This window comes from Microbulbifer agarilyticus (assembly GCF_001999945.1).
Classification (GTDB): Bacteria; Pseudomonadota; Gammaproteobacteria; order Pseudomonadales; family Cellvibrionaceae; genus Microbulbifer; species Microbulbifer agarilyticus_A.
Genome location: NZ_CP019650.1, coordinates 635,725 through 656,951, shown reverse-complemented (window position 1 = coordinate 656,951; position 21,227 = coordinate 635,725). Strand labels below are relative to the sequence as shown.

Here is a 21,227-nt window from a genome sequence, read left to right as displayed (position 1 = left end):
ATCGGTGATATGATCACCGCGCACAAAACAAATAATTAGGTTTCAACATGCCACGTTGGTTGAAGCAGCTTACCGCTGCAGTGTTCATTTTGGTGCTCGCGATCGGCACCTTCGTCACCTTTACCCTGCGCGCGAGCCTGCCAACACTCGACGGTGAGATTGCGGTGAGCTCGGGTCTCGGCGCCCCGGCGACACTGGCCCGTGACGACAAAGGCATCGCGGTAATTACCGCGGCCAACCGACTGGATGCGGCCTATGCGATGGGCTTTGCCCACGGGCAGGACCGTTTCTTCCAAATGGACCTGGCCTCCCGTCTCGCCAGCGGTGAGCTTGCAGAGCTGTTTGGCAACATCGCGGTTGAAGCCGACAAGAAATATCGCGTGCACCAGCTGCGCCGCCGCGCCGATGAAGCGCTTGCGCAGATCCCCGCCGCGGATCGCGCCATTCTGGATATCTACGCTGAGGGTGTGAATGCGGGACTCGCCAGTCTCGGCAGCAAGCCTTTCGAGTATCACTTGTTGCGTGTCGAGCCCAAACAGTGGTCCCCGACCGAGTCCATGCTGGTGTCCATGTCGATGTTCATCCAGATGACCGGCAAGCTGGCGCAATCGGATTACGCCCGGGACCTGTTATTGCGCGCCGGCGGTGAAACCCTGCTGGAATTCATCCAGCCCCAGGGGACCCAATGGGATACCGCGATTGACGGCACCAAGTATGCAACGCCGACAATCCCGCCTGAGGCCACCTTTGCGATTAACGGTACGAGTGAACCCAGCGAGACCAACGAGCTGGCCGCCGTATCCCCCGAACCTGGCCCCATGAACGGCTCCAACAGCTGGGCAATCAGCGGCGCCAAGACCAGCCACGGTGGTGCGCTGTTATCCAATGACCCACACCTGGGTATGGCCATTCCGCATATCTGGTACCGCGTGCAGCTCAATTACACCAATACCGCGGGCAATGCGGTACACATGAACGGCGTGAGCTTCCCCGGTATGCCGGCCATGGCCATCGGCACCAATGGCAACGTCGCCTGGAGCATGACCAACTCGGCGGGTGACTGGGCCGACTACATCGTGCTGGACCACGATGAAACCCAGTACCAAGCCCCACAGGGCCGCCAGGCATTCGATCGCCAGACCGAAACCATCCTCGTCAAAGGCGAAGAGCCGCTGACGCTGGAGATCGACAACACCATCTGGGGCCCTGCCGTCTCACTGGAAGATGGGCAGCGTGCGGCCTACCGCTGGCTAGTACATTACGCGGAAGCATTGAACCCGCTGCCGTTCCTGAACCTGGACGATGCGGTGACCGCAGCAGAAGCTGCAGACATCGCCCATCGCTCCGGCATCAGCCCGTTTAACTTTGTGGTCGCGGACAGCGCAGGGGAAATCCTGTGGACGATTCTCGGCCGTATTCCCGAGCGCGGCAGCGTGCCGAGCGAGCGTCTGGTGCCCTGGCAGGAGGTGGACGATACCTGGCGCGGCTGGTTGCAGCCTGCGGACTACCCGATGATTACCAGCGAACAACTGGATTACATCTGGACCGCAAACAACCGCATCGTCGGGGACAAGATGCGCGACCAGATCGGGCGCGGCACCTATGCCCTGGGCACCCGTGGCTGGTTGATCGAGCAGGACCTGATTGCCACCCAGCGCTTCGACGAACTGCGCATGACCGAAATGCTGCAGAACAACCGGGCGGAAACCGTCACCGGTTGGCGCGACCACCTGCTGAGCTGGATGGAGTCGCTGCAAGACTTGTCCGCAGAAGAGCACGGCGCACTGACAGCCCTCACTGACTGGACCGCACGGGCAGCCGTTGACGATGTCGGCTACACCGTGGCGCGCGAATACCAGCGCGAATTCTCTCGCGCAATGAACCGCGCGCTGCAGGAAACCCTGGTAAACAACGAAGTGATTTCTGCGGAACACGATGAGGTATGGCTGTTCAACAGTAACAGTGAGGGCGCCCTGGCCAAGATCCGTGACCAGCAACCAACACACTGGCTACCTGAGGGCTTTGACAACTGGCTCGCGTTCCAGCGCTCGGTGTTGCAATCGGTACTGTCCGAACTGGTTGAGAAACACGGTGCGCTAGCGCAGGCAAACTGGGGTAAACACAACGCGCTGCAAATGCACCACCCACTGGCCTCGGCACTGCCCGCGTTCCTCGGCGACCATTTGAATATGCCGGCGAGCGAACAGGCCGGTGACAGTTACATGCCGTTGGCGCAGCGCCCCAAGCATGGCCAGTCCATGCGCTTTGTAGTAAGCCCGGGTAAAGAACAAGATGGCTTCCTGATTATGCCCGGTGGACAGAGTGGCCACCCACTTTCCGATTTCTATACCGCCGGCCACGCCGACTGGGTCAATGCAGAAAATACTCCGCTGCTTCCGGGAGCGGTGACTCATACGCTGACGCTTTCGCCTAAGTAAGACAAGCCAAGTCCAGCTCCTGACCACCCGCTGGTGAGGAGCTGGCAACCCTCTCTGCAGTATCACGATGTTAAGACCGTATTGCGGTGATTACGTCCTCTTGCGCTAAGCCAGCGTTAGCTTTTTAGCTAGCCCCTCTCATCGACATGCCCGCTCTGTCGGCTTACATCCGCGGCAACCACATTCCCATGGTCGCAGCAAAGATTCCGATGGCCATGAAAATGGTCAGTGGTACCAAGGTGCCCACGAAAGCAATCTGGGTATGCTGCCGGGCAACAGGCTTTTGACAATGGAAATACCATTCCAGCATGGCCAGTGGAAGCAGGTACTGCGCAAATCCAAGAAAGTACAGGAAAGGCCCCGTGAAGGATTTCCAGTCGATACCCCAGCCACCGGTGAGCATCGCCCACCCCATCAGCGCCACACGGAAGAACCATACCGCACTGGCCGCCATAAACAGTCGCAAAGCCCAGCGGCGATGTTCGCTGAACCGGCCAGCCATTGCCGTGCGCAATGCCAGAAAGGCAAACACGAGTATTAGCACACCATCAATCGATATGGTGATCTGAGACATGAGGTTACCGATGGTGTGCCGCGTCCAGGTCATGTACAGGCCGGCAATGCTACTAAATACGGCGGCGAATAAGTAACTGCGCCCCAACCAACGGTGGAAATTCGGCGCGGAGCGGCGTACGGCGGGAATCAGCTGCAGAGGTCCGCCGCCAATCACAACAACCGCCAACAACACGTGGCTTACCGCTGCCAGATTGCCCAGGGTGTCCCCCTCGCGAAAACCTCCCGGCAGATGCAGCCCCTCCAGGCCGTGCAACCCGGACAGGGCAATGGGCGGATAAAAAACTGCGAGAATGTACACAACAAAAATCGCGTGGCCGATCGCTGCGGCAGTAAACCAGCTTTTTACCGTAAGTGTGACCGCCCGCCGGGCATCAAAAGGTTTGGGCAAGGAGGGGCTGAGCACAGCTTCGTTCATGGGGTTTCTCCAGGTGTTTACATCTGGGTTGGGACTGAATGTGACTGCGAAGCATGATCCTCTTCTGCAGGTCGCCACACATCCGCCAAAAGCAGGATTTTGCTCTCCCCCAAAAGGAGGAGACGCACCGGCTGGCGACTCCACCGCAAGGCTCATGACAGCTCCCCACGCCTGGTTTAGCATGCACAAATGAGATCGCGCCCCCACACACCAACGTCGGACACCCCCGACACCTCTTACATCCATACAGAATTGTCCAAACGGCCGGTATGGCAGCCAATCCGTGGGCCCTTCGAGCGCTGGCCGCACCTAACCGATCTGTTGCTCGCCATACTCGCCTTGTTATTAACCCTGCTGATGTGGTCGCGCACTGGCGAAGTGCTCGCGTTACAAAGCCTGTGGGACGTGGCGGCTTTCCAGTGCGGCTTCATAGGCTGCTTCGCCCTGTTGTGGCGTCGCACGCACCCCTGGCAGGTGCATACGGTTGTGCTTGCCGCCATGCTGATACTGGAGCTGGGCTTGCCCGTCGATGGCATCGTCGCCCTGGCATTTTCTCTCTACGCGCTCGGCCGCTATGAGGCGAATACTCGGGCCACTTTCATTGGGGTTATTGCCGCCATCTTGTTCGTGGCAATCGATCAAAACACCCTGGTTGAACCCACAGCCGGCGGCACTGTAACGGTGATGTTGGTTTGGGCGCTCTGGTACATCGGTCGCCGACTGCGTTTTCGCGGCGAATACCTGCGTTTATTGGAAGAACGGGCGGATTACCTGGAACGCGAACGCAACGCCGAGGCCGAACGCGCGGTGGCCGCGGAACGCACGCGCATTGCGCGCGAGATGCACGACGTGGTGGCGCACCAGGTTAGCCTGATGACGGTTCAGGCCGGCGCTGCCAGAGCGATCAGTCGCAACAACCCCGAAGCAGCGAGTGAAGCATTGGCCGCGGTCGAAACGGCAGGTCGCCAGGCCATGGCAGAAATGCGGGATTTACTCGGTGTGTTGCGCCCCGCCAGCGATGCAGCCGCCCTCGCACCACAACCGGACCTGGATGACCTGACAGCCTTGATCGAAAAAGTACGCTTGGTAGTACCCAAGGTGGAATACGACAGGCAGGGTGATCTGGAATCGGTCCCCACCAGTGTTTCGCTTGCCGCCTATCGCATTGTTCAGGAGTCTTTGACCAACGTGGTTAAGCATGTCGGCTCGAAGGCCAGCGTGTACGTGAGCGTAAAGAAAGAAAACGATTGCCTATCCATTCGTGTTTGCGACGATGGACACAGCACCGCTGAGCCAAGCGGCGACACTAAATTTGGCGACGAGCCTAGTACCGGGCCTCATTCCGGGCCTCATACCGGACATGGTATTGCCGGTATGCGTGAGCGTGCAGAATTGCTCGGCGGCCACTTACACGCGGGGGTGCTCGCTCATGGCGGATTTGAAATAACTGCGCAATTACCCACAGCGACAGGGGGAAGATGATGTTGCGAGTCATGGTGGTGGACGACCAGGCCCTGGTGCGGCGTGGTTTTGCCCTGGTGTTGGATAACGAGCCCGACATTGAAGTAGTCGCCGAGGCCGGCACCGGTGTAGAAGCGATCGAGGCCGCACGCACTCAGCAGCCGGATGTTATTTTGATGGATATCCGTATGCCAGAGATGGATGGCCTGGAAGCCACCGCGCGCATCCTGGAAACCGGCGACACAGCATGCCGAGTCATCATCCTCACCACTTTTGATCCCGACGAATACGTGTTTCGCGCACTGCGCGCGGGCGCCAGTGGCTTTGTACTAAAAGACATCCCGCCGGAAGCCCTCGTCGACGCGGTACGCACGGTCGCCGAGGGCGGTGCCATGCTCGCCCCCGGCATCACCCAACGCCTGATCAGCCAGTTCGCGCAAAAGTTGGGAACCGAACGCAACCTGGCCGAACGTCTGCAGCGGCTGACATCCCGCGAACGCGAAGTACTGACGGCAATCGCCGCGGGTAAAAGCAATGCCGAGATTGCCGAAGCCCTGTTTATTGGTGCGGCCACGGTAAAAAGTCATGTCTCCAGCTTACTGTCAAAGCTAGGGCTGCGTGATCGTGCCCAGGCAGTAGTCTTCGCTTACGAATGTGGTTTGGCGACCCCGGGAGAGCACGATGTCGGCTTTTAGTGCAACGCGCGATTCTCAGCGCAACGCCCTGTATAACCTCGCAGCAGTCGGTGCCGTGCTTCTCGGTTTGCTGCTGGTTCTCGGCGCCCGCGGACATTTTGTCGCCGTCTGGCCACTGCTATCCGACGACTCGACTGGCATTTCCCGACGCTTACTGCTGATACTGCCCGGCGTAATGCTCGCCGGTACCGCGGCACTAAATTTATTACTGTGCAAATCACTCTGGCAGCGACGGGATTACGCAATCAACCTGACGCTCGCAGCCAACCTGATTGCAGCAGTGTATTTAATTTACCTGATGGTGCGCGGCGTGCCCGGGCATCCCATCGGCACCTTTCTCGCTTTGGAAACTTCCTTTGTCATTCTATTGGCAGGTATACGTTTCGGCCTGGTTTGGCCTGCAATCGCGGATGTAGAAAAGTATTAACCTATTTTTTGCGACAGACATCGAGCACGATTTCTTTTTTATTTATGCAAACAAAAAAGCCCAGCAATGCGGGGCTTTTTTGTGACTGGTTATTTAACCGACCTCGGCGAGGTTGCCCTTGCTTTCCAGCCACTGCTTGCGATCACTCGCACGCTTTTTCGCCAGCAGCATATCCAGCAACTGGTTGCTGTCGTCACCAGACTCAATGTACAGCTGCACCAGACGACGGGTGTTCGGGTCCATGGTGGTTTCGCGCAGCTGCAGCGGGTTCATTTCACCCAGCCCCTTGAATCGCGTTACCTGAATTTTGCCTTTCTTTTTTTCTGCTGCAATGCGATCGAGAATACCCTGGCGCTCGGCATCGTCGAGGGCGTAGTAGACCTCCTTTCCGATATCGATACGGAACAGCGGCGGCATGGCAACATACACATGGCCGGCAGTAATCAGCGGGCGGAAGTGACGCAGGAACAGTGCACACAACAGGGTGGCAATGTGCAGACCATCGGAGTCCGCATCCGCGAGGATACAGATTTTGTTGTAGCGCAGGCCTTCCAAGTTGTCGCTACCCGGATCCACGCCCAGCGCCACGGCAATATCATGCACTTCCTGGCTGGCGAGGATTTCACTGGAGTCCACTTCCCAGGTATTCAGGATCTTACCGCGCAGTGGCATGATCGCCTGGAATTCGCGATCCCTCGCCTGCTTGGCGGAACCACCCGCGGAATCCCCCTCCACCAGGAACAGTTCGGAGCGATTGGTATCACCGCTGGAACAATCGGCGAGCTTGCCCGGCAGTGCAGGGCCTTGAGTCACTTTCTTCCGCGCAACCTTTTTCGCCGAACGCAAACGTTTCTGTGCATTACTGATACACAGCTCAGCAAGTTTATCGCCGTCTTCGGTGTGTTGGTTCAACCACAGGCCGAATGCATCTTTGGCCACACCAGAGATAAATGCGGTGGCTTCACGGGAGCTCAAACGCTCCTTGGTCTGCCCGGAAAACTGTGGGTCAGCCAGTTTGGCAGAAAGCACGTAAGAACACTGGTTCCAAATATCTTCCGGACCCAGTTTTACCCCACGGGGTAACAGGTTGCGGATTTCGCAGTACTCGCGCATGGCATCCAGCAGGCCCGCACGCAGGCCGTTCACATGGGTACCACCCTGCGCGGTAGGAATCAGGTTCACATAGGATTCGGCGGTAACCTCGCCGCCTTCAGGCAGCCACTGCACCGCCCAATCGGCCGCTTCGGTTTCCGCCGCGAAGTTGCCCACGAACGGTTCTGCCGGCAGTACTTCCCAACCCTGGTTTGCGGCGGCAAGGTAATCCTTGAGACCATCCTCATAAAACCACTGGTCGGACTCACCGTCCTGCTCATTGATAAAGGTGACGCTGAGACCGGGGCACAGTACCGCTTTAGCGCGCAACAGGTGACGCAGGCGCGGCACCGAGAATTTGAAGGAATCGAAATACTTCGGATCCGGCAGGAAACGCACGCTGGTGCCGGTGGTGCGCTTGCCACACTCGCCCACCACTTCCAGGTCAGAGGCTTTTTCACCGTCCTGAAAACCAATACGGTGGACCTTGCCATCGCGCTGAATAGTAACCTCGAGCACTTTGGACAGGGCATTCACCACGGACACACCCACCCCGTGCAGGCCGCCGGAGAACTGGTAATTATTATTGGAGAACTTACCGCCCGCGTGCAGCGTCGACAGGATCACCTCCACACCGGGACGCCCCTGTTCCGGGTGGATATCCACCGGCATACCGCGGCCATCATCACTTACCGAGATGGAGTGGTCCTTGTGCAACACCACTTCAATCTTTTTCGCATGCCCGGCGAGGGCTTCATCGACACTGTTGTCGATCACTTCCTGGGCGAGGTGGTTGGGACGGGTGGTTTCGGTATACATCCCCGGGCGCTTTTTCACCGGGTCGAGTCCCGTCAGTACCTCGATATCTTCTGCGGAGTAATTGGCCATAGATTTTGTTCGCCGTGGCCGGCGCCTACTGCTTGGGTGTTGTTATGGGTGTTGTAATAGGTGTTGTACAGAGTCTAAATGGGTGTCGTCAGCTATCTGCAAACAGGAAATCTACCAGTGGTGCCATATAGCGATCAAATCCCTGAAAACTGTGATCGCCACCATCCTCGACGGTCTGGCGATGGCCCAGGTAAAACTGCTCGGCTTCGCGGCAATCCAGGGTTTCATCACCGCGCTGGGCAAGCAGCCAGTAGCGGCCACCCAATGTGCCGGGAATTTCCGCCTCCAGACGCTGCATATTATCCACATCTTCGCGCTGCAAGCGGTAGGTAAAATCCTCACCACTATAGGGCTTCAGGTCCTGGCCGATATAGTTCGGCATAAAGCGCGAAGGCGTCACCGCGGGGTTCACCACCACCGCCGGCAGCTTGTGCTGTTCCGCCAGCCAGGTGCTCCAGAAACCACCCATGGAGCTACCCACAAGGCCGATGGGCCCCTGGTGCTGCACGGTGAAATCTTCCAGCGCCTTACCCAGCGCTGCGGCAGCCTCGGCTGGATAAGGCGAAATCAACGGCGCGTAGAACACAATATCCGGGCGGGTAGCCTGCAGCCACTGTTTCAGTTGCTGACATTTAAACGACTGCGGTGAAGACAGGAACCCGTGCAGGTAAACAAGCAAGGGGCGATCTTGGCTGGCTTGGGTATCAGATTGCGACATGCAGGGGATTATAACGATGCCGCCGGCAGAAGTACCGGCGGCAGTCATCAGATCTCTTAGCGCAGGGATTCGTCCAGGCTGGCAAAGGCCCGGCGCAGGTCCACTCGCATATCGTGCCAGAAAGTCACGTTATTGAAGCGCTCGAGGCGGCCACTGGGCCCGAAACTGCCAAAGTTTTCCCCGATGTCGCGGCGATCGCTGAAACGCATAACGGGGTTGCCATTACTATCAGTCAACTCACCGGACAGCACACCGTGGGCGCTCTGGGTGGTGTAGGTACGCCAAGGCGACACTAGCGGGTCAATGGGTGCACCGAGTGCGAAGCGACTCAGATCCAGTTGCATCACATAATCCGCTTCTGCACGGTCGGCAACCAGCTGACTCTGACGGGGCAGCAGGAAGCGCTCACTCAGGGTTTCGCCCAGTAACTCCTGCAACCTGAGCATATCTTTATCGCGCAGTTCGTAGTCCTTGGCGCGCAGAGGCGAGGTCGCATTGGGGTGACGCTTGCTGTACTCAACCGCAACCGGCTCCAGGTAAACCTTGGCACCGCTGAGATCGAAGGCAAACGCCGCGCTGACGCTATCGAGGCCGGTTTGGCGCGGGACAAGACCGTCTTGCTCATCCGCCTGCGACACAACCGGGGTTTGCACACAACCGGCAACCAATACTGTGGCGACCAACAGGGAGAGAATATAGGAATAACGTTTGTGCATGGTGACCTCACTTCCTGATGAATGTGTTAGGGCTGCGGGGCCGCCAGTCGTCGCCTTGTAGCAGACCACTAGCCTCTCCGCACGAATCCGGTACCACCAAACCGCGAATTCAGGTGCCATTTTATAATAGACAGCTGGCCGTGTAGTCATCAACGACAGGTTAAGAAGCGCAAAGGGGAGATTACTCTGTGCGCGAGAGGGAAGCCGGAATCAGTAACCTGAGGAAGCCAGATCAACGCTGTATTCGGCGATGGCCACCCGCTCCACGCCGGTTTCATAGCTGCCGTCCTGGTGCAGGTCGAACCAGCGGTAACCGGGCATCTGGTCATCCACCGCGAACGGGCCGCTACCCGGGGTGAACTGCACAGAAGTGGAAGGTGTCGCATGCAGGCCGACGCTGCCGAGGTGGCTGTCGTACTGCTGGTGTACGTGCCCCCAGGTGATCGCACGCACGTTTGGCGCACCGCGCACCAGCTCGATAAAGGCATCACAGCCTTCCCGTAACATATGGCCGTCGATCCAGTGGCTGCCCACCGGCACCGGTTGGTGATGCATCATCAGCAGTAGGTGGGAGTCGTTATGGCTGGCGATCAACTGTTCGATTCGGGTGAGTTCCTCGGTGCTGAAGCCACCGCAGATTTGCCCGGGTACACTGGTGTCCAGCAGCAGCAACCGCCAGTTACCAAGCTCAACAACTTCCGGACGGCGCCGGGGCGCCAGTTGATCCATACGTTGCGGGTTGTCGTGATTACCAGGAATCCAGTACCAGGGCGAGGTCACCCGCTGCATCTTGTGCAAAAAGCGGCGGTAGGCGGCCTCTGAGCTATTGGCAGATACATCGCCAGTCACCACCATCACTTCAGGCGGCACGGCGCCGCCCTCAAGGACCGAAAGAACCTCGTCGAGGGTGTGGCCGGTATCCAGACCGAGCAACTGATAATCCGGCCGGCCACCAATATGGGGGTCGGTAATCTGGATCAGTCGATGTACTGCTTTTTCTGGATGGTTACTCACTATCTCACCTTGCCGCTACGTCCGTGTCTGCCTGCTATTCCTTTTGCTATACGGCAGCCCGGCCTACTCGGACTTGCCGTTAATACCCGCTGGAAGCGTAAATTCCGCACGGGCATTTGCCAGGCAGTGGGCCAACCATTCACTTAAATAACGGTTGACCTGTTGGCGTTCATCTTCGTTATGCATGGCCGGGTTTGGGTAGCGGAAGTTCAATCCGTCCCCCCCCACAGGCCCTTGTCCATTTATCGCGACCACTTCCGCCATGCGCGCATCGTGATACAGGCGCACGGTAATCGGGGGTGGCGTCAGCCAACCATCGCCTCGATCACTCGAGGCCGCCGCCGAGGCACGCAAGCTGACCTCGGTGGTGTAGCGACTGCGATCTAGCACCGCCATTTCCAGGATTCCCTGAGGTATCTGGTAGCGCCAGTTTTGATTGGTCGCGAGCTCCGGCATTAATTTACACAGGCGCAGGTAGTTCGCGTCGCAGTCTGCGTGATAGGTCGTCAGGTCCACGCGATAGCGCGCTCGACCACCGCTTACCTGAGCCTCCCGGGGCTTGCCTGCGGGCGCCACAGTTTGCGGTCGGCCTGCGTCTGCCGGTACTGCCATTATCGACACTCCTGTTGTGTTCACGCCGTGACTCAGCTCTCAATTTGTCTGCGACAAATGTAAATTGCGGCTACCGAGCTCGAAGCCTGGACAAAAACCACCCAAGACATAGCGAGTACGCATAGCACCATCACGAGCCGAGCGAAAAAGTGACCATTTACTAGCTTGGCACCATCCGCCACATCTAGCTATTTGAGATTCGCTATCGACCGGAACTGTTTAGCTGTGACCCGAAAGCCGGATCCATTTCCATGACTCAGCGCAGCCGTTCCCGGTTCAGCTGCAGCCACTGCAGGCTGATGATGCTGGCCGCGTTGTCGATGGCACTGTCACCGCTATCCACGGCCGCCATCACTGTCTCCAGCGGGAATACCCGCAAGCGAATATCCTCATGCTCATCGGCCAGCCCAAACAATCCCTCGCGATCACGCAGGTCTACGCAGGCACAAAAAAGGTGCATGCGCTCACAAGTGCCGCCAGGACTGGGAAGGTAACTGCGGATAAAGTGCAGTTCCTGCGCGGTGACACCGGCCTCCTCTTGTAACTCGCGGCGGGCCACGTCTTCCAGTGATTCACCTTCTTCGACCATCCCGGCAACCACTTCCAGGCACCAGGGGCCGGCTTCTCGCTCCAGCGCACCAACACGGAACTGCTCAGTCAGCGCCACCAGTTGGTGTTCGGGGTCATACAGCAACACACCCACTGCATCGCCCCGCACAAACAGTTCACGTTCCATCTCGCTGCCCCAACCACCGCGAAAAAGGCGGTGACGCAGGCGCAGCTTGTCCAGTTTGAAAAAACCGTTGTAAGCACTTTTGCGCTCAACGACATCCACTGCGCCCCGGGTAAACTGCGGGCGCAGGTCCTTGTTATCACTCATTCAGTTCGTTCCTAGGAAATTCTTACAACCAGGATCAGTCGTAACCTACATCTGTGTAGGGTGGGAAGCTCGCCAGAATCTGGCCGGCTTCTTCACGCAAGCGGAACAATTGCTGCTCTGGCGACTGTTGTCGACCAGCGCTAGAAGGCATGGAACCGCGCCACAGCGGTGCATTTTCCGGGGACAGCACATCCACGATCAGCGTGGTCTCGCGGTACTCCCGCACCCGCAGCGGCGGACGCCAGCCGAAGCCAAAATAGCCGTAGCCGCCATAGATGGAAAAAGGGTCTTCGTGTACTGCGACCTTATCGGCGCTGAATAACTGCACCCGTACCAGAAAGTCCGCGGTCTCGCGGCTGTCTGCGGGCTGGTAACGCCCTTTCAGCACATCGTCCACTGCCTGACTGGCACGCTTGCTTTCAAACGGAGACACAGGACCATTGGCGAGGGTGTCTAGCAGGTGATAGCTGCGTAGGTTGGCGAACTTGAAATTGGGGTCATAGTCGACCGCCACCGGATTGGGTGCAGCACACCCCCCAAGGATTAGGGCAGCTATCAGCCCCAGAGTGGCCGTGGTTATAAATTTTCGCAATGAAGCCATGTCTTCTCCCGGTCGTTCAGTGAGAGTACCGGCATCCTTGCCGAAACGTTATTGGAATTGGGTGTGGGTATAGGTATGGGTAAATGCTACCGCACACGGCTGGAGTTTATCCCCAATCAGGCCGCAGGCGGCAGGTCCCTGAGCAGTTCGCCCACCGCATTGTTCAGAATCCGCTGGCGCTCGTTCTTATCTTCCGGGCGCGCCATCAGCTTGGTGGCACTACCACCCCAGATAGGCATGCCATTTTGCGGGCCAATGCCCACAGACAAGGTTACGCGCGGCGCGCCACTGCGATCCGGCAGTTCCACCACACCGCGCTGGGCGTTGCTGTCAAACTGGGCATCCCAGCTTTCATTCTTGTCATCGCTGGCAAATTCTTCTTCTACTACCGCTACCTGGTAATCCACTACCATTTGCGCATCTTCAGGCCTCGCTACCTGCATGTAGCCCTTCGACTGCATCAGCGCGCTCACCGCCTGGCGCAGCTCGGTATCCAGCTCAACCAACTGTGCCGGTGCGCCAGAGTCCGCCGTCAGGGCCTCGGTACCCCAGGCGTAGGTTTGAAAACTTACCGGTGCCGCTTGCGGCTGGATACGCTCAATTTTGGTGGGCGTGCCGCACCCTGTGAATCCAATCAGCAGGAACAACCCGATCAGAAGGGTGGAAATGATTTTGCGCATCGATTCTTCCTTAGATACGTTCTTAAATACGTTGCCAGACCCGGACTTGGATCCATTTTCAGCGTTTCTTACCGACCCGGCTATTTGAAACTGTCTTCCAGAGCCGGGTAAAGCTCGATTTTCGGGCTCCACAGCAGCCACTCATCTTCCGGCTTACCGTATAACGGATAGTGACTGCCGGATTCTACCTCACGCCCCATTTCTGGGTTATTGGGCGTGGCAAAGGCTATCCCACCCGCCAGTAGGGACTGGGTGGATTCCGTATGCACATCGAGCCCGGTCTTCAGCCCAAAATTCACATCTACGCCGCTGGCGTTCCAGAACCTTGAGTGCTCGCGCACCAGTGTGCGGAAATGAGGCTCAATATAAACATAGATGTAAACCCGGTCCGCCAGTTCCCCAAGCTGATATCCGGTGACCTGCCCAACCTTCACCTGCCGGTAATACACCGGGCTGCCGCGATTGAGCGAGCCTCGCCGTGGCGCATTCAGAATCAGAGCCAGGCCCGGCATCATCATGGTATCCGCGAGGTCAGGCTCTGGCTTGGCGGACATCGCGACAAACTCGGTCTGTGGGTCGTTGCCGCTTCCCGGGTCTAACTCGAGATAGGGGCCGGTCACCAGGGTTTCCAGGTTGCTCACTCCGTCGAGCCCAAGCTTCGGGCCCACTACCCAGACTCGGGTGCCCGTACGCGCAAAACGCTCTGCCCGACGGTATAAGCGCGCCCGTGCACGCACACCATCCATTTCCAGAGTCAGACGCATGCGGGTAATTTCACCTACCTGAATTCCCCGATAACGCAGTGGCGTACCGACCTTCAGACCCTCGTCGCCCTGGAGGTCGATATAGATATTAATCCCCTCTTCCTGTGCGTCATCGCGGCTGCGATAGAGTCGGAAGTTGTCACCATTGCGGGCACGCTCGGCATTTTTGCTGTGGTGGGGGCCAGTGCCAAAGGCAATACCACCGCGTACCACAGACAACAGAGAGTCGGTTTCCACCTCGATCCCTTCCTGTAGGCTCGCACTGGCGCGCACCCCGCTGACATTCCAGAAGCGGCTGTCACTATTGACCAGATGCGCATAGGGCGGGTCAATTACGATGTATACCTCGACTCCGGAGCCATCGGGCATCAGCGACATACCCTGTACCTTGCCGACTTCCACATGGCGGTAATACACCGCCGCCCCACGCTGCAACGAACCAGTGCTGCGCGCAGTTAAGGTAAGGTGTAGCCCTGGTACACGGGGGTCGCGCTGTGGCGGTTTTGACGCGGCGCTGAAAGTCCGCATCGAGCGTTTACCCTTGCGCAGGTCCACTTCGATACGATTGCCCTTCAGCAGGTCGTTGACCCCGGACGTGAAATCCAGAGTCGGTGGCGCCAACCAGAAGCGGGTGTTCTCGCTGAGTAGGTCATCGGTTATCGGGTCCATCAGCACCTCGACTGACATCCCTTCTATGTCCGGCTTGGCCTTTACCCGGCTGACTTCGCCCACCTTGATGCCCTCATAAATCACTTCGGTGGCCCCTTCCGACAGGCTCACACCGCGGTCAAAGTTCAAAGTGACGGGAATACCGGCATCCGCTGCAGCAAAGTTTTTGTAGAGTTTGAAGGCATTGCCATCCACAGCTTCTGGTGAATGGCGCTGGGTATCCGGGGTGTAAAAGCTGACCCCACCCGCAATCAGCGAGGCCAGGGATTCCAGTTCCACATTCACCCCACCAATACCCCCCTGGATAGAGATCCCCGAGGTATTCCAGAAGCGGCTACCGCGGCGTACCAGGTGCGCGTATGGACGGCGGATAAACAGGCTAACCTCCACTTCACTGGCATCGTCGGTCAGCTGGTAGTTTTCGACCTTGCCCACTTCCAACTGGCGGTAGTACACCGGTGAACCGCGGTTTAAAGAGGCGAGACGTGGAGATTTGAGAATGACACGAAGACCGTCACCGCGCACATAGGTGGGCGGCTCAGTTACCGCGACAAAGTGTTTCTGCGCGGGGCCACTACCCGGCTCGATGGCAATAAAATTACCCGACACCAACGCCTCGAGACCTCGCACCCCGGTGAGGGAAACTTCCGGCTTCACCAGCCAGAACTTGCTGCCTCGAGTCAACAAGTAAGCCGCGCTGTGGTTGAAGCGAACCTCGGCAATCACACCGTCCTGCCCGTCCAGTTCCTTGGAACTGGGTACCAGACGGAAATCCTCGACCACGCCGATCTCCACCCCGGAGTACTTCACCACGGTCTTACCCTTGACCAGGCCATCACCACTGGAAAACAAAATGGTCGCTTTGATATCGCCCTGGGTGAAGTCTTCGTAGAGTAGCCAGACAGCAATCGCCGCAGCAATCAATGGCAACAGCCATACCAGCGAAATACCGCGACTGCGGCGCGCCACCCCTGCGGGCGGGACGTCGTAATCCATCGGCGATTCGCTCATCCAAACTCCCTGTACTTGCTAATTAGCTATCCAGCTCGCGAACCTGAGACGGCTGATCCGAAGGCATCGATTGCACACTGGATTCAGCCGTCTTCGACTCGTATACATCCCATACCAGCCGCGGATCAAACGCACGCACCGCAAACATGGTAACGATCACCACGGTGGCAAATGCGGTACTGCCCGGCCCTGCAGCAACCTCGGCAATGGCACCCATATCCACAAGCGCCACCAGTATCGAGATCATAAACAGATCCAGCAGTGACCAGCGGCCAATGGCGCTCACCACCCGGTAAATCCGCATGGACTGACGCGGCGGAACATTGAGGCGCAACTGGACCACCAGGCACAAAATCACCAGCCCCACCAGTTTCATCACCGGAACCGCGATACTCGCGATAAACACGATCAGCGCAATGCCCCAGAAACCCGCGTGGTATAACTCAAACACACCGCCAATGATGGTACTGGGATCGCCCGCCCCCAGATAAATCACCGTCATTACCGGCAACACGTTCGCCGGTATCAACAACAGCGCGCCCGTAATGGTCAGCGCCCAAGTCAACATCAGGCTCGCCTCCACCCGGCCGTGCATGCGCGCGCCGCAGCGGGGGCAAAAGCAGGTATGGATACCGGGCTTCACACGCACCAGCTGGCGACACCCCAGACACGTCCAGAAACCATGAGACAGTGCACGGGCGGGTCGGTTCACGCGACCCCCTCCCCCGAGCCCTGCTCAGAATCGTCGCCGGCATCTTCCTCAGGTTCCACGACCGGCTTGCGCGGGATCTGGGCGCGACGGGCAAGTCGCGCCCAGACCGTTTCGGCATCGAACGACACAGTCGTCGCGCTGGAAATCACCATCATTGCCGCAAAGCAGTAGAGCCCAGGCTCAATCGTCATCTTTCCGAGATCCGACATCTTCACCAGCGCCACCAGGATGCCCAACATATACACATCGAGCATTCCCCACTCCTGCAAATGGTGGTACCAGCGCAGCGCTTTCGCCACCGGCTTCGCCATGCTGACCCAGGCGCTGCCCCAGCAGATAAATCCCAACAGTAAAAACTTGGCTAACGGCGCCAGCACACTGCAAAACAATACAATAGAGGCAAGCCAGAGATAGCCCGCCGAAAACAAGGCCATCACCCCGTTCATCAGAGTGTTTTCTGCGCCAAACGTGAACAGTGAAAACTCAATAAGTGGCAGTGTTGCGGTGGGAATAAACAGCAGCAGCCCCGTCAGGCTCAGTGCAGCCGTGTGCGCCACACTCCGGTACATGTTGCGGTGCAGTATTGCCCCACATCGAGGACATTGCAGGCGCTGCCCCACTGGCGCGTGAGAGCGCGTGAGTAGCAGATCGCACTGATGACAGGCCCTCTTCCAGACTACCTCGTGCTCATCAGACAGCTCTTGATATTGAGAAGACTGCTCCATGCCCCGCCTTTACTGATACCTCACACGTCGTCCCGCCCTGGCCAGCGAAGTATTTTCACCGGTATGCGGGCGGTTTTCGCACTCCCTGCATCCAATTGCCGACATTGTCGCGTCAGATGGAGCGGAAACGACGTAAAGCCCGCTGAAAGGCTCGGATTTGGTCACTGGACGCACATTCGCGTCCGTTTAACGAAGATATACCAATTTGCCGGAAGCGTCGCCTCGACGCTCTCGCAGGCGGACGGTACACTCTCGCGACCGCAAACTCGAACTCCGTCTCAAACGGAAACAAAGGGTAATACGGCCGAAGCCAGCGCTGCCTTCAGAGCAAACAACAGACTGGCTCCAAATCCGATTTTTGCGCGTATATAGCAACACTCAGCGCAAAAGGTGGAGCAGGGTATACAGCAACACCGCAGGCGCGGGTTGCCCAAGTCGTCACCCAAGACGCCACCGAAAACTTGAAGACCGCAGCTGTCATAGGAAAGCAAACGTAATGACAAGAAGTGCAAAAGGGCCCATCGCTCGCAAACTGAGCCGCCCAATGAAATCCCTGCTCGCCGCGACCGTACTGGGTCTGGGGACTGGCCTGAGCGCCGTGCAGGCGCAAGCCGATACTCTGTGGGAAATCTACCTGCAGTCTCTGGACAACGACCCGCAACTGGCTGCGGATCGCGCTGCCTACCGCGCAGGCCTGGAGGCGAAGAACCTCGGCCGCTCCGCGCTGCTTCCACAAATCAATTCCAGTGCAGACTACCGGACGATTAGCACCGACTCAGAGTCACTGACACAAACCTGCCCCGATGGCACACGCCTGTGTCCGCAGGAAGACTTGATCGACGGTACCGCGACTGGCGACACTAGTATCGACAGCTTTAACTACGGTGCGCGCCTGGACCAAGCCATCTTCGACCTGCCTGCCTGGTTCGGCTACAAGCAGGGCAAAATTGTCAGCGAGCAGGCAGCCGCCGAATTTAGTGCCGATCAGCAAGATATGATGCTGCGTGTGGCCAGCGCTTACTTCGACGTACTACGCGCCCACGACGTGCTGGATGCGGCCATTGCCGAAGAAGAGGCCCTGGCCAAACAGCTGGAGCAAACACAGCAGCGTTTTGAGGTGGGACTGACCGCAATCACGGACGTCTACGACTCCCGCTCAGCTTACGACAGCTCTGTGGCGCGTCGCCTCACCGCGCAGGACGACCTGCTGAGCCGCTTCGACGCACTGTCAGTACTGACAGGCAAGGACCACAATGACGTAGCGCCGCTGCAAGACACCTTTACCGTCGCACCGCCAAACCCCTCTGACCGCGCCGCCTGGGTCGAGTTTGCACTGACCAACAACTTCACCCTGAAGGCAGCTCGCCTGCAGTCGGATGCTTCGCGCTACAACGCACGCGCTGCGGCGGCCGACCACCTGCCAACGCTGTACGGCTCACTGGCATACGACAAGCTCAAGCGTGACGGTAAAAGTTCCGGTGCCACCCGTTTCCCGGATTTCGATCCCTTCACATCAGAGCTGCCCGTCGACGAAACCATCGAGACCAAAATTGCGGCCATCACACTGGAAATGCCGATTTATTCTGGCGGCCGCCTCAGCGCCAGCCGTCGCGAAGCGCGCAACCTGGCATTCCAGGCACAGGACCTGCGCAACCTGACCGAGCGCAACACCATTCAGAACACCCGCACCCTGCACCGCGCGGTGACCACCGACACCAGCCGGGTAGAAGCCCGTGAACAGGCGGTGATTTCCGCGAAAAGCGCACTGGATGCGACCCAGGCCGGCTATGAGGTAGGTACTCGTAACATTGTTGACGTGCTACTGGCACAGCGCACCCTGGCACTCTCTCAAACCGATTACGCCAATGCGCTGTACGACTACATCCTCAACACCCTGAATCTGAAGCTAGTAGCGGGCCTGCTGGGACCGGACGACCTGCAAGAACTGGATGCCAGCCTGAACCCGAGCATGCCGGTATCCCGCGCGCACATCCTCGATAGCGGCGCCCCGGGCTTTAGTAAATAAGTTAATGAAGGCCGAATAAAAGCCAATATTGCGCACTGCGCGCAGAAATACAGGGCCGGTACTGCTATAGTTCCGGCCTTTTTTCGGCCTGGGCAAAATGCGTCGGCTTGCGGATCGGGCAGTAATTGCCAGTTTCGGCAAGCCACTGACTACACTAGCCAAATGCCCGTTTACCACCCTGAACTGCGCTCAAGACATCCATGAAGTATCTGATCACCGGCAACGCCGGCTTTATTGGCTTCCACGTTGCTCGCACTCTGATGGCCCGGGGCGACGAAGTCGTTGGTATCGACAACGTCAACGATTACTACGAAACCAGCCTCAAAGAAGCCCGTCTGCGGAAGCTTGAGAGTACCGCCCAGCAACACGGGGTTGCCTACCAGTTTGTCCGCGCCAACATTGCTGATCGCGCTGCGCTGGATCGCTGCTTTGCCGAGCACGAGTTTGACCGGGTAATCCATCTGGCGGCCCAAGCCGGGGTACGCCACTCCATCGAGCACCCGGAATCCTATGTAGAGAGCAATCTGGTGGGTTTCTCCAACCTGCTTGAAGTCTGCCGCCAGGCCAAGGCTCCGCACCTGAGCTACGCCAGTACCAGCAGTGTCTACGGCGGCAATACCACCATGCCGTTCAGCGAAGATCACGGGGTGGACCACCCGCTGCAGTTTTACGCCGCGACCAAGCGCGCCAACGAACTGATGGCACACAGCTATAGCCACCTGTTCCGCCTGCCCACCACTGGACTGCGTTTCTTCACCGTATACGGCCCCTGGGGGCGCCCGGACATGGCTCTGTTCAAGTTCACCCGCCTGATCCTCGAGGGCAAGCCGACCCCGGTGTTTAACCACGGCCACCACACCCGCGACTTCACCTATATCGACGACATTGTGCAAGGTGTGATCAAGTCCAGCGATCAAATCGCGGCACCCGATACAAGCTGGTCCAGCGCGCAGCCGGAGCCGGCCACAAGCAACGCCCCTTTTCGGGTGTTCAATATCGGCAACGGCAATCCCGCGCAGTTGTCGGACTATATCGATGCGCTGGAACAAGCGCTGGGGAAAAAGGCGATTCGCGAAATGCTGCCTATGCAGCCGGGAGATATTCCGGATACCCATGCGGATACCGGTAAGCTGGAGCAGGCGGTGGGTTATCGCCCAGACACCAGCGTGGTGGATGGCGTGCAGCGATTTGTGGATTGGTATCGGGACTACTACGAGGTTTAACCGTTAGGCGATACCCGCCGCCCGACCAGGTAACCGACAGTCGGTCTTATTTATCCTGACCTTGTTCTGAGCGGGCCTTGCGGTAGGCACCTTCCAGCACCTGCCAGTCTTGCTCGCGGAACTGGAAGTCGGGCAACCTCACCAGCTCTTTATCTAGTGAACGCCTCAGGCGCGCCACATTGCTCTCTGCAGCCTGCCGCGAAAGAGGATTGCGAATCGCCCCCTTATCGAAGTCGATCAGATACCAGCTCGGCTCCTCGCTATCAGCACCGGACAGCAGAATGTTGTGCACGTTAAGATCCGCGTGATACACATTTTGCTGATGAAAGTGCGCAATCAGGCAACCCAGCGATTGCCATAAAGGCTCATCCATAGGCCCCTTACACAGCACCTGCGCCAGAGTTTCAGAATTAGGTACTCGCTCGGTGATCAGTGCGCCGCGATAGGCCAGCGGCGGCAGGCTCACACAGCGCGCGGCAACGGGACGCGGCACTGGCAACCCTAGAGCACGCATCTCACGCAGCATATGGAACTCCCGCCACACCCGGGTATTGGGCAGGCGGCTATACAGATAGGACTTTTCCACCACACGTCCGGCCAGCCCACCACGGTGGTACTGCTTGAATACCAGGTCATGGCCGGCATAGGAGAACATCACCGCCTTGCCACGCTCCACCTGAGCACTACCGCAATTTGCCGCCAGCCAATCAGACCGAAACAGTTTTTCACAGTCGGTACCAAGTACCTCGTCATCATAAATGACTGTCGCGCGCTGATGCCTGAATTGCTGATACCCCACTGGGTACTCCCTAAACATGCTTACCGGTCTTACCCTGAAGCACAATCTTCCCATTTTTGCGCATTCTAACCGTTGCGCCGCCAGT

General features: G+C 58.2%; 19 protein-coding genes. 6 read left to right on the top strand and 13 right to left on the bottom strand.

The genetic code is table 11. The features are described 5' to 3' along the window. Window positions 1-47 precede the first annotated feature (47 nt). A complete protein-coding gene (locus tag Mag101_RS02690; protein ID WP_077400443.1) occupies window positions 48-2,438 on the top strand; it encodes a penicillin acylase family protein in 2,391 nt (796 codons plus the stop codon). Window positions 2,439-2,601: 163 nt separating this feature from the next. On the opposite strand, the gene Mag101_RS02685 is transcribed toward Mag101_RS02690, so the two are convergent. Beyond that, window positions 2,602-3,429, bottom strand: a complete 828-nt coding sequence (locus tag Mag101_RS02685) for a DUF2306 domain-containing protein (protein ID WP_077400441.1) — start codon at window positions 3,427-3,429, stop codon at window positions 2,602-2,604. A gap of 189 nt (window positions 3,430-3,618) precedes the next feature. Here Mag101_RS02685 and Mag101_RS02675 point away from each other — a divergent pair, with 189 nt between their 5' ends. From Mag101_RS02675 to Mag101_RS02665, 3 genes are read left to right on the top strand one after another with little or no spacing between them, the layout of a single operon-like run. Next, window positions 3,619-4,911: a sensor histidine kinase gene (locus Mag101_RS02675; protein ID WP_077400435.1), complete on the top strand. Its 1,293-nt coding sequence runs from the start codon at window positions 3,619-3,621 to the stop codon at window positions 4,909-4,911. After that, window positions 4,911-5,585: a response regulator gene (locus Mag101_RS02670; protein ID WP_418287760.1), complete on the top strand. Its 675-nt coding sequence runs from the start codon at window positions 4,911-4,913 to the stop codon at window positions 5,583-5,585. The genes Mag101_RS02675 and Mag101_RS02670 overlap by 1 nt, the downstream gene beginning before the upstream one ends. After that, window positions 5,572-6,012 (top strand): hypothetical protein, encoded by a 441-nt coding sequence (locus tag Mag101_RS02665; RefSeq protein WP_077400429.1) that lies wholly within the window; start codon window positions 5,572-5,574, stop codon window positions 6,010-6,012. The genes Mag101_RS02670 and Mag101_RS02665 overlap by 14 nt, the downstream gene beginning before the upstream one ends. Before the next feature lie 93 nt (window positions 6,013-6,105). Here the strand turns inward: Mag101_RS02665 and parE are convergent, their stop codons facing one another. From parE to Mag101_RS02610, 11 genes are all read right to left on the bottom strand, one after another. Continuing rightward, window positions 6,106-7,992: a DNA topoisomerase IV subunit B gene (gene parE, locus Mag101_RS02660; RefSeq protein ID WP_077400426.1), complete on the bottom strand. Its 1,887-nt coding sequence runs from the start codon at window positions 7,990-7,992 to the stop codon at window positions 6,106-6,108. An 88-nt stretch (window positions 7,993-8,080) separates the two neighbouring features. Continuing rightward, entirely contained in the window at window positions 8,081-8,758 is a 678-nt protein-coding gene (locus tag Mag101_RS02655) for a YqiA/YcfP family alpha/beta fold hydrolase (RefSeq protein ID WP_077400423.1), read from the bottom strand. An 8-nt stretch (window positions 8,759-8,766) separates the two neighbouring features. After that, a complete protein-coding gene (locus tag Mag101_RS02650) occupies window positions 8,767-9,426 on the bottom strand; it encodes a hypothetical protein (protein WP_077400420.1) in 660 nt (219 codons plus the stop codon). Between the two features lie 210 nt (window positions 9,427-9,636). Beyond that, the gene (locus tag Mag101_RS02645) at window positions 9,637-10,440 is read right to left on the bottom strand and encodes a metallophosphoesterase (protein WP_077400417.1); all 804 of its coding nucleotides are present in this window, start codon (window positions 10,438-10,440) and stop codon (window positions 9,637-9,639) included. Between the two features lie 63 nt (window positions 10,441-10,503). Then, a complete protein-coding gene (locus Mag101_RS02640; protein ID WP_077400414.1) occupies window positions 10,504-11,052 on the bottom strand; it encodes a DUF1249 domain-containing protein in 549 nt (182 codons plus the stop codon). Between the two features lie 256 nt (window positions 11,053-11,308). Next, window positions 11,309-11,932, bottom strand: coding sequence for an NUDIX domain-containing protein (locus Mag101_RS02635; RefSeq protein ID WP_077400411.1), 624 nt, complete (start codon window positions 11,930-11,932; stop codon window positions 11,309-11,311). 34 nt (window positions 11,933-11,966) lie between these two features. Further along, entirely contained in the window at window positions 11,967-12,533 is a 567-nt protein-coding gene (locus tag Mag101_RS02630) for a DUF4136 domain-containing protein (RefSeq protein WP_077400408.1), read from the bottom strand. A 116-nt stretch (window positions 12,534-12,649) separates the two neighbouring features. Beyond that, the gene (locus Mag101_RS02625; RefSeq protein ID WP_077400405.1) at window positions 12,650-13,213 is read right to left on the bottom strand and encodes a DUF4136 domain-containing protein; all 564 of its coding nucleotides are present in this window, start codon (window positions 13,211-13,213) and stop codon (window positions 12,650-12,652) included. 80 nt (window positions 13,214-13,293) lie between these two features. Beyond that, window positions 13,294-15,657, bottom strand: coding sequence for a PqiB family protein (locus tag Mag101_RS02620; RefSeq protein WP_077400402.1), 2,364 nt, complete (start codon window positions 15,655-15,657; stop codon window positions 13,294-13,296). Window positions 15,658-15,679: 22 nt separating this feature from the next. Further along, window positions 15,680-16,369 carry a paraquat-inducible protein A gene (locus tag Mag101_RS02615; RefSeq protein WP_232325108.1) on the bottom strand — a complete coding sequence of 230 codons (690 nt, stop codon included), beginning with the start codon at window positions 16,367-16,369 and terminating at the stop codon, window positions 15,680-15,682. Beyond that, window positions 16,366-17,094 carry a paraquat-inducible protein A gene (locus tag Mag101_RS02610; RefSeq protein WP_077400399.1) on the bottom strand — a complete coding sequence of 243 codons (729 nt, stop codon included), beginning with the start codon at window positions 17,092-17,094 and terminating at the stop codon, window positions 16,366-16,368. Before Mag101_RS02610 ends, Mag101_RS02615 begins: the two co-directional genes overlap by 4 nt. A gap of 496 nt (window positions 17,095-17,590) precedes the next feature. Here Mag101_RS02610 and Mag101_RS02605 point away from each other — a divergent pair, with 496 nt between their 5' ends. Together Mag101_RS02605 and Mag101_RS02600 are read left to right on the top strand one after the other, a co-directional pair. Then, on the top strand, window positions 17,591-19,120 hold the full coding sequence (locus Mag101_RS02605) for a TolC family outer membrane protein (protein WP_077400396.1): 1,530 nt from the start codon (window positions 17,591-17,593) through the stop codon (window positions 19,118-19,120). Window positions 19,121-19,320: 200 nt separating this feature from the next. Beyond that, window positions 19,321-20,343, top strand: coding sequence for an NAD-dependent epimerase (locus tag Mag101_RS02600; RefSeq protein ID WP_077400393.1), 1,023 nt, complete (start codon window positions 19,321-19,323; stop codon window positions 20,341-20,343). Between the two features lie 46 nt (window positions 20,344-20,389). Here the strand turns inward: Mag101_RS02600 and Mag101_RS02595 are convergent, their stop codons facing one another. Then, a complete protein-coding gene (locus Mag101_RS02595) occupies window positions 20,390-21,142 on the bottom strand; it encodes a 3-deoxy-D-manno-octulosonic acid kinase (protein ID WP_198040064.1) in 753 nt (250 codons plus the stop codon). Window positions 21,143-21,227: the final 85 nt, after the last annotated feature.

Coding starts and splice junctions, on each gene's coding strand:
- Mag101_RS02685 (WP_077400441.1), bottom strand. CDS start 3,429: ATGAACGAAGCTGTGCTCAGCCCCTCCTTGCCCAAACCTTTTGATGCC.
- Mag101_RS02610 (WP_077400399.1), bottom strand. CDS start 17,094: ATGGAGCAGTCTTCTCAATATCAAGAGCTGTCTGATGAGCACGAGGTA.
- Mag101_RS02690 (WP_077400443.1), top strand. CDS start 48: ATGCCACGTTGGTTGAAGCAGCTTACCGCTGCAGTGTTCATTTTGGTG.
- Mag101_RS02635 (WP_077400411.1), bottom strand. CDS start 11,932: ATGAGTGATAACAAGGACCTGCGCCCGCAGTTTACCCGGGGCGCAGTG.
- Mag101_RS02640 (WP_077400414.1), bottom strand. CDS start 11,052: ATGGCAGTACCGGCAGACGCAGGCCGACCGCAAACTGTGGCGCCCGCA.
- Mag101_RS02620 (WP_077400402.1), bottom strand. CDS start 15,657: ATGAGCGAATCGCCGATGGATTACGACGTCCCGCCCGCAGGGGTGGCG.
- Mag101_RS02630 (WP_077400408.1), bottom strand. CDS start 12,533: ATGGCTTCATTGCGAAAATTTATAACCACGGCCACTCTGGGGCTGATA.
- Mag101_RS02670 (WP_418287760.1), top strand. CDS start 4,911: ATGTTGCGAGTCATGGTGGTGGACGACCAGGCCCTGGTGCGGCGTGGT.
- Mag101_RS02665 (WP_077400429.1), top strand. CDS start 5,572: ATGTCGGCTTTTAGTGCAACGCGCGATTCTCAGCGCAACGCCCTGTAT.
- Mag101_RS02625 (WP_077400405.1), bottom strand. CDS start 13,213: ATGCGCAAAATCATTTCCACCCTTCTGATCGGGTTGTTCCTGCTGATT.
- Mag101_RS02605 (WP_077400396.1), top strand. CDS start 17,591: ATGACAAGAAGTGCAAAAGGGCCCATCGCTCGCAAACTGAGCCGCCCA.
- Mag101_RS02655 (WP_077400423.1), bottom strand. CDS start 8,758: ATGACTGCCGCCGGTACTTCTGCCGGCGGCATCGTTATAATCCCCTGC.
- parE (WP_077400426.1), bottom strand. CDS start 7,992: ATGGCCAATTACTCCGCAGAAGATATCGAGGTACTGACGGGACTCGAC.
- Mag101_RS02675 (WP_077400435.1), top strand. CDS start 3,619: ATGAGATCGCGCCCCCACACACCAACGTCGGACACCCCCGACACCTCT.
- Mag101_RS02600 (WP_077400393.1), top strand. CDS start 19,321: ATGAAGTATCTGATCACCGGCAACGCCGGCTTTATTGGCTTCCACGTT.
- Mag101_RS02650 (WP_077400420.1), bottom strand. CDS start 9,426: ATGCACAAACGTTATTCCTATATTCTCTCCCTGTTGGTCGCCACAGTA.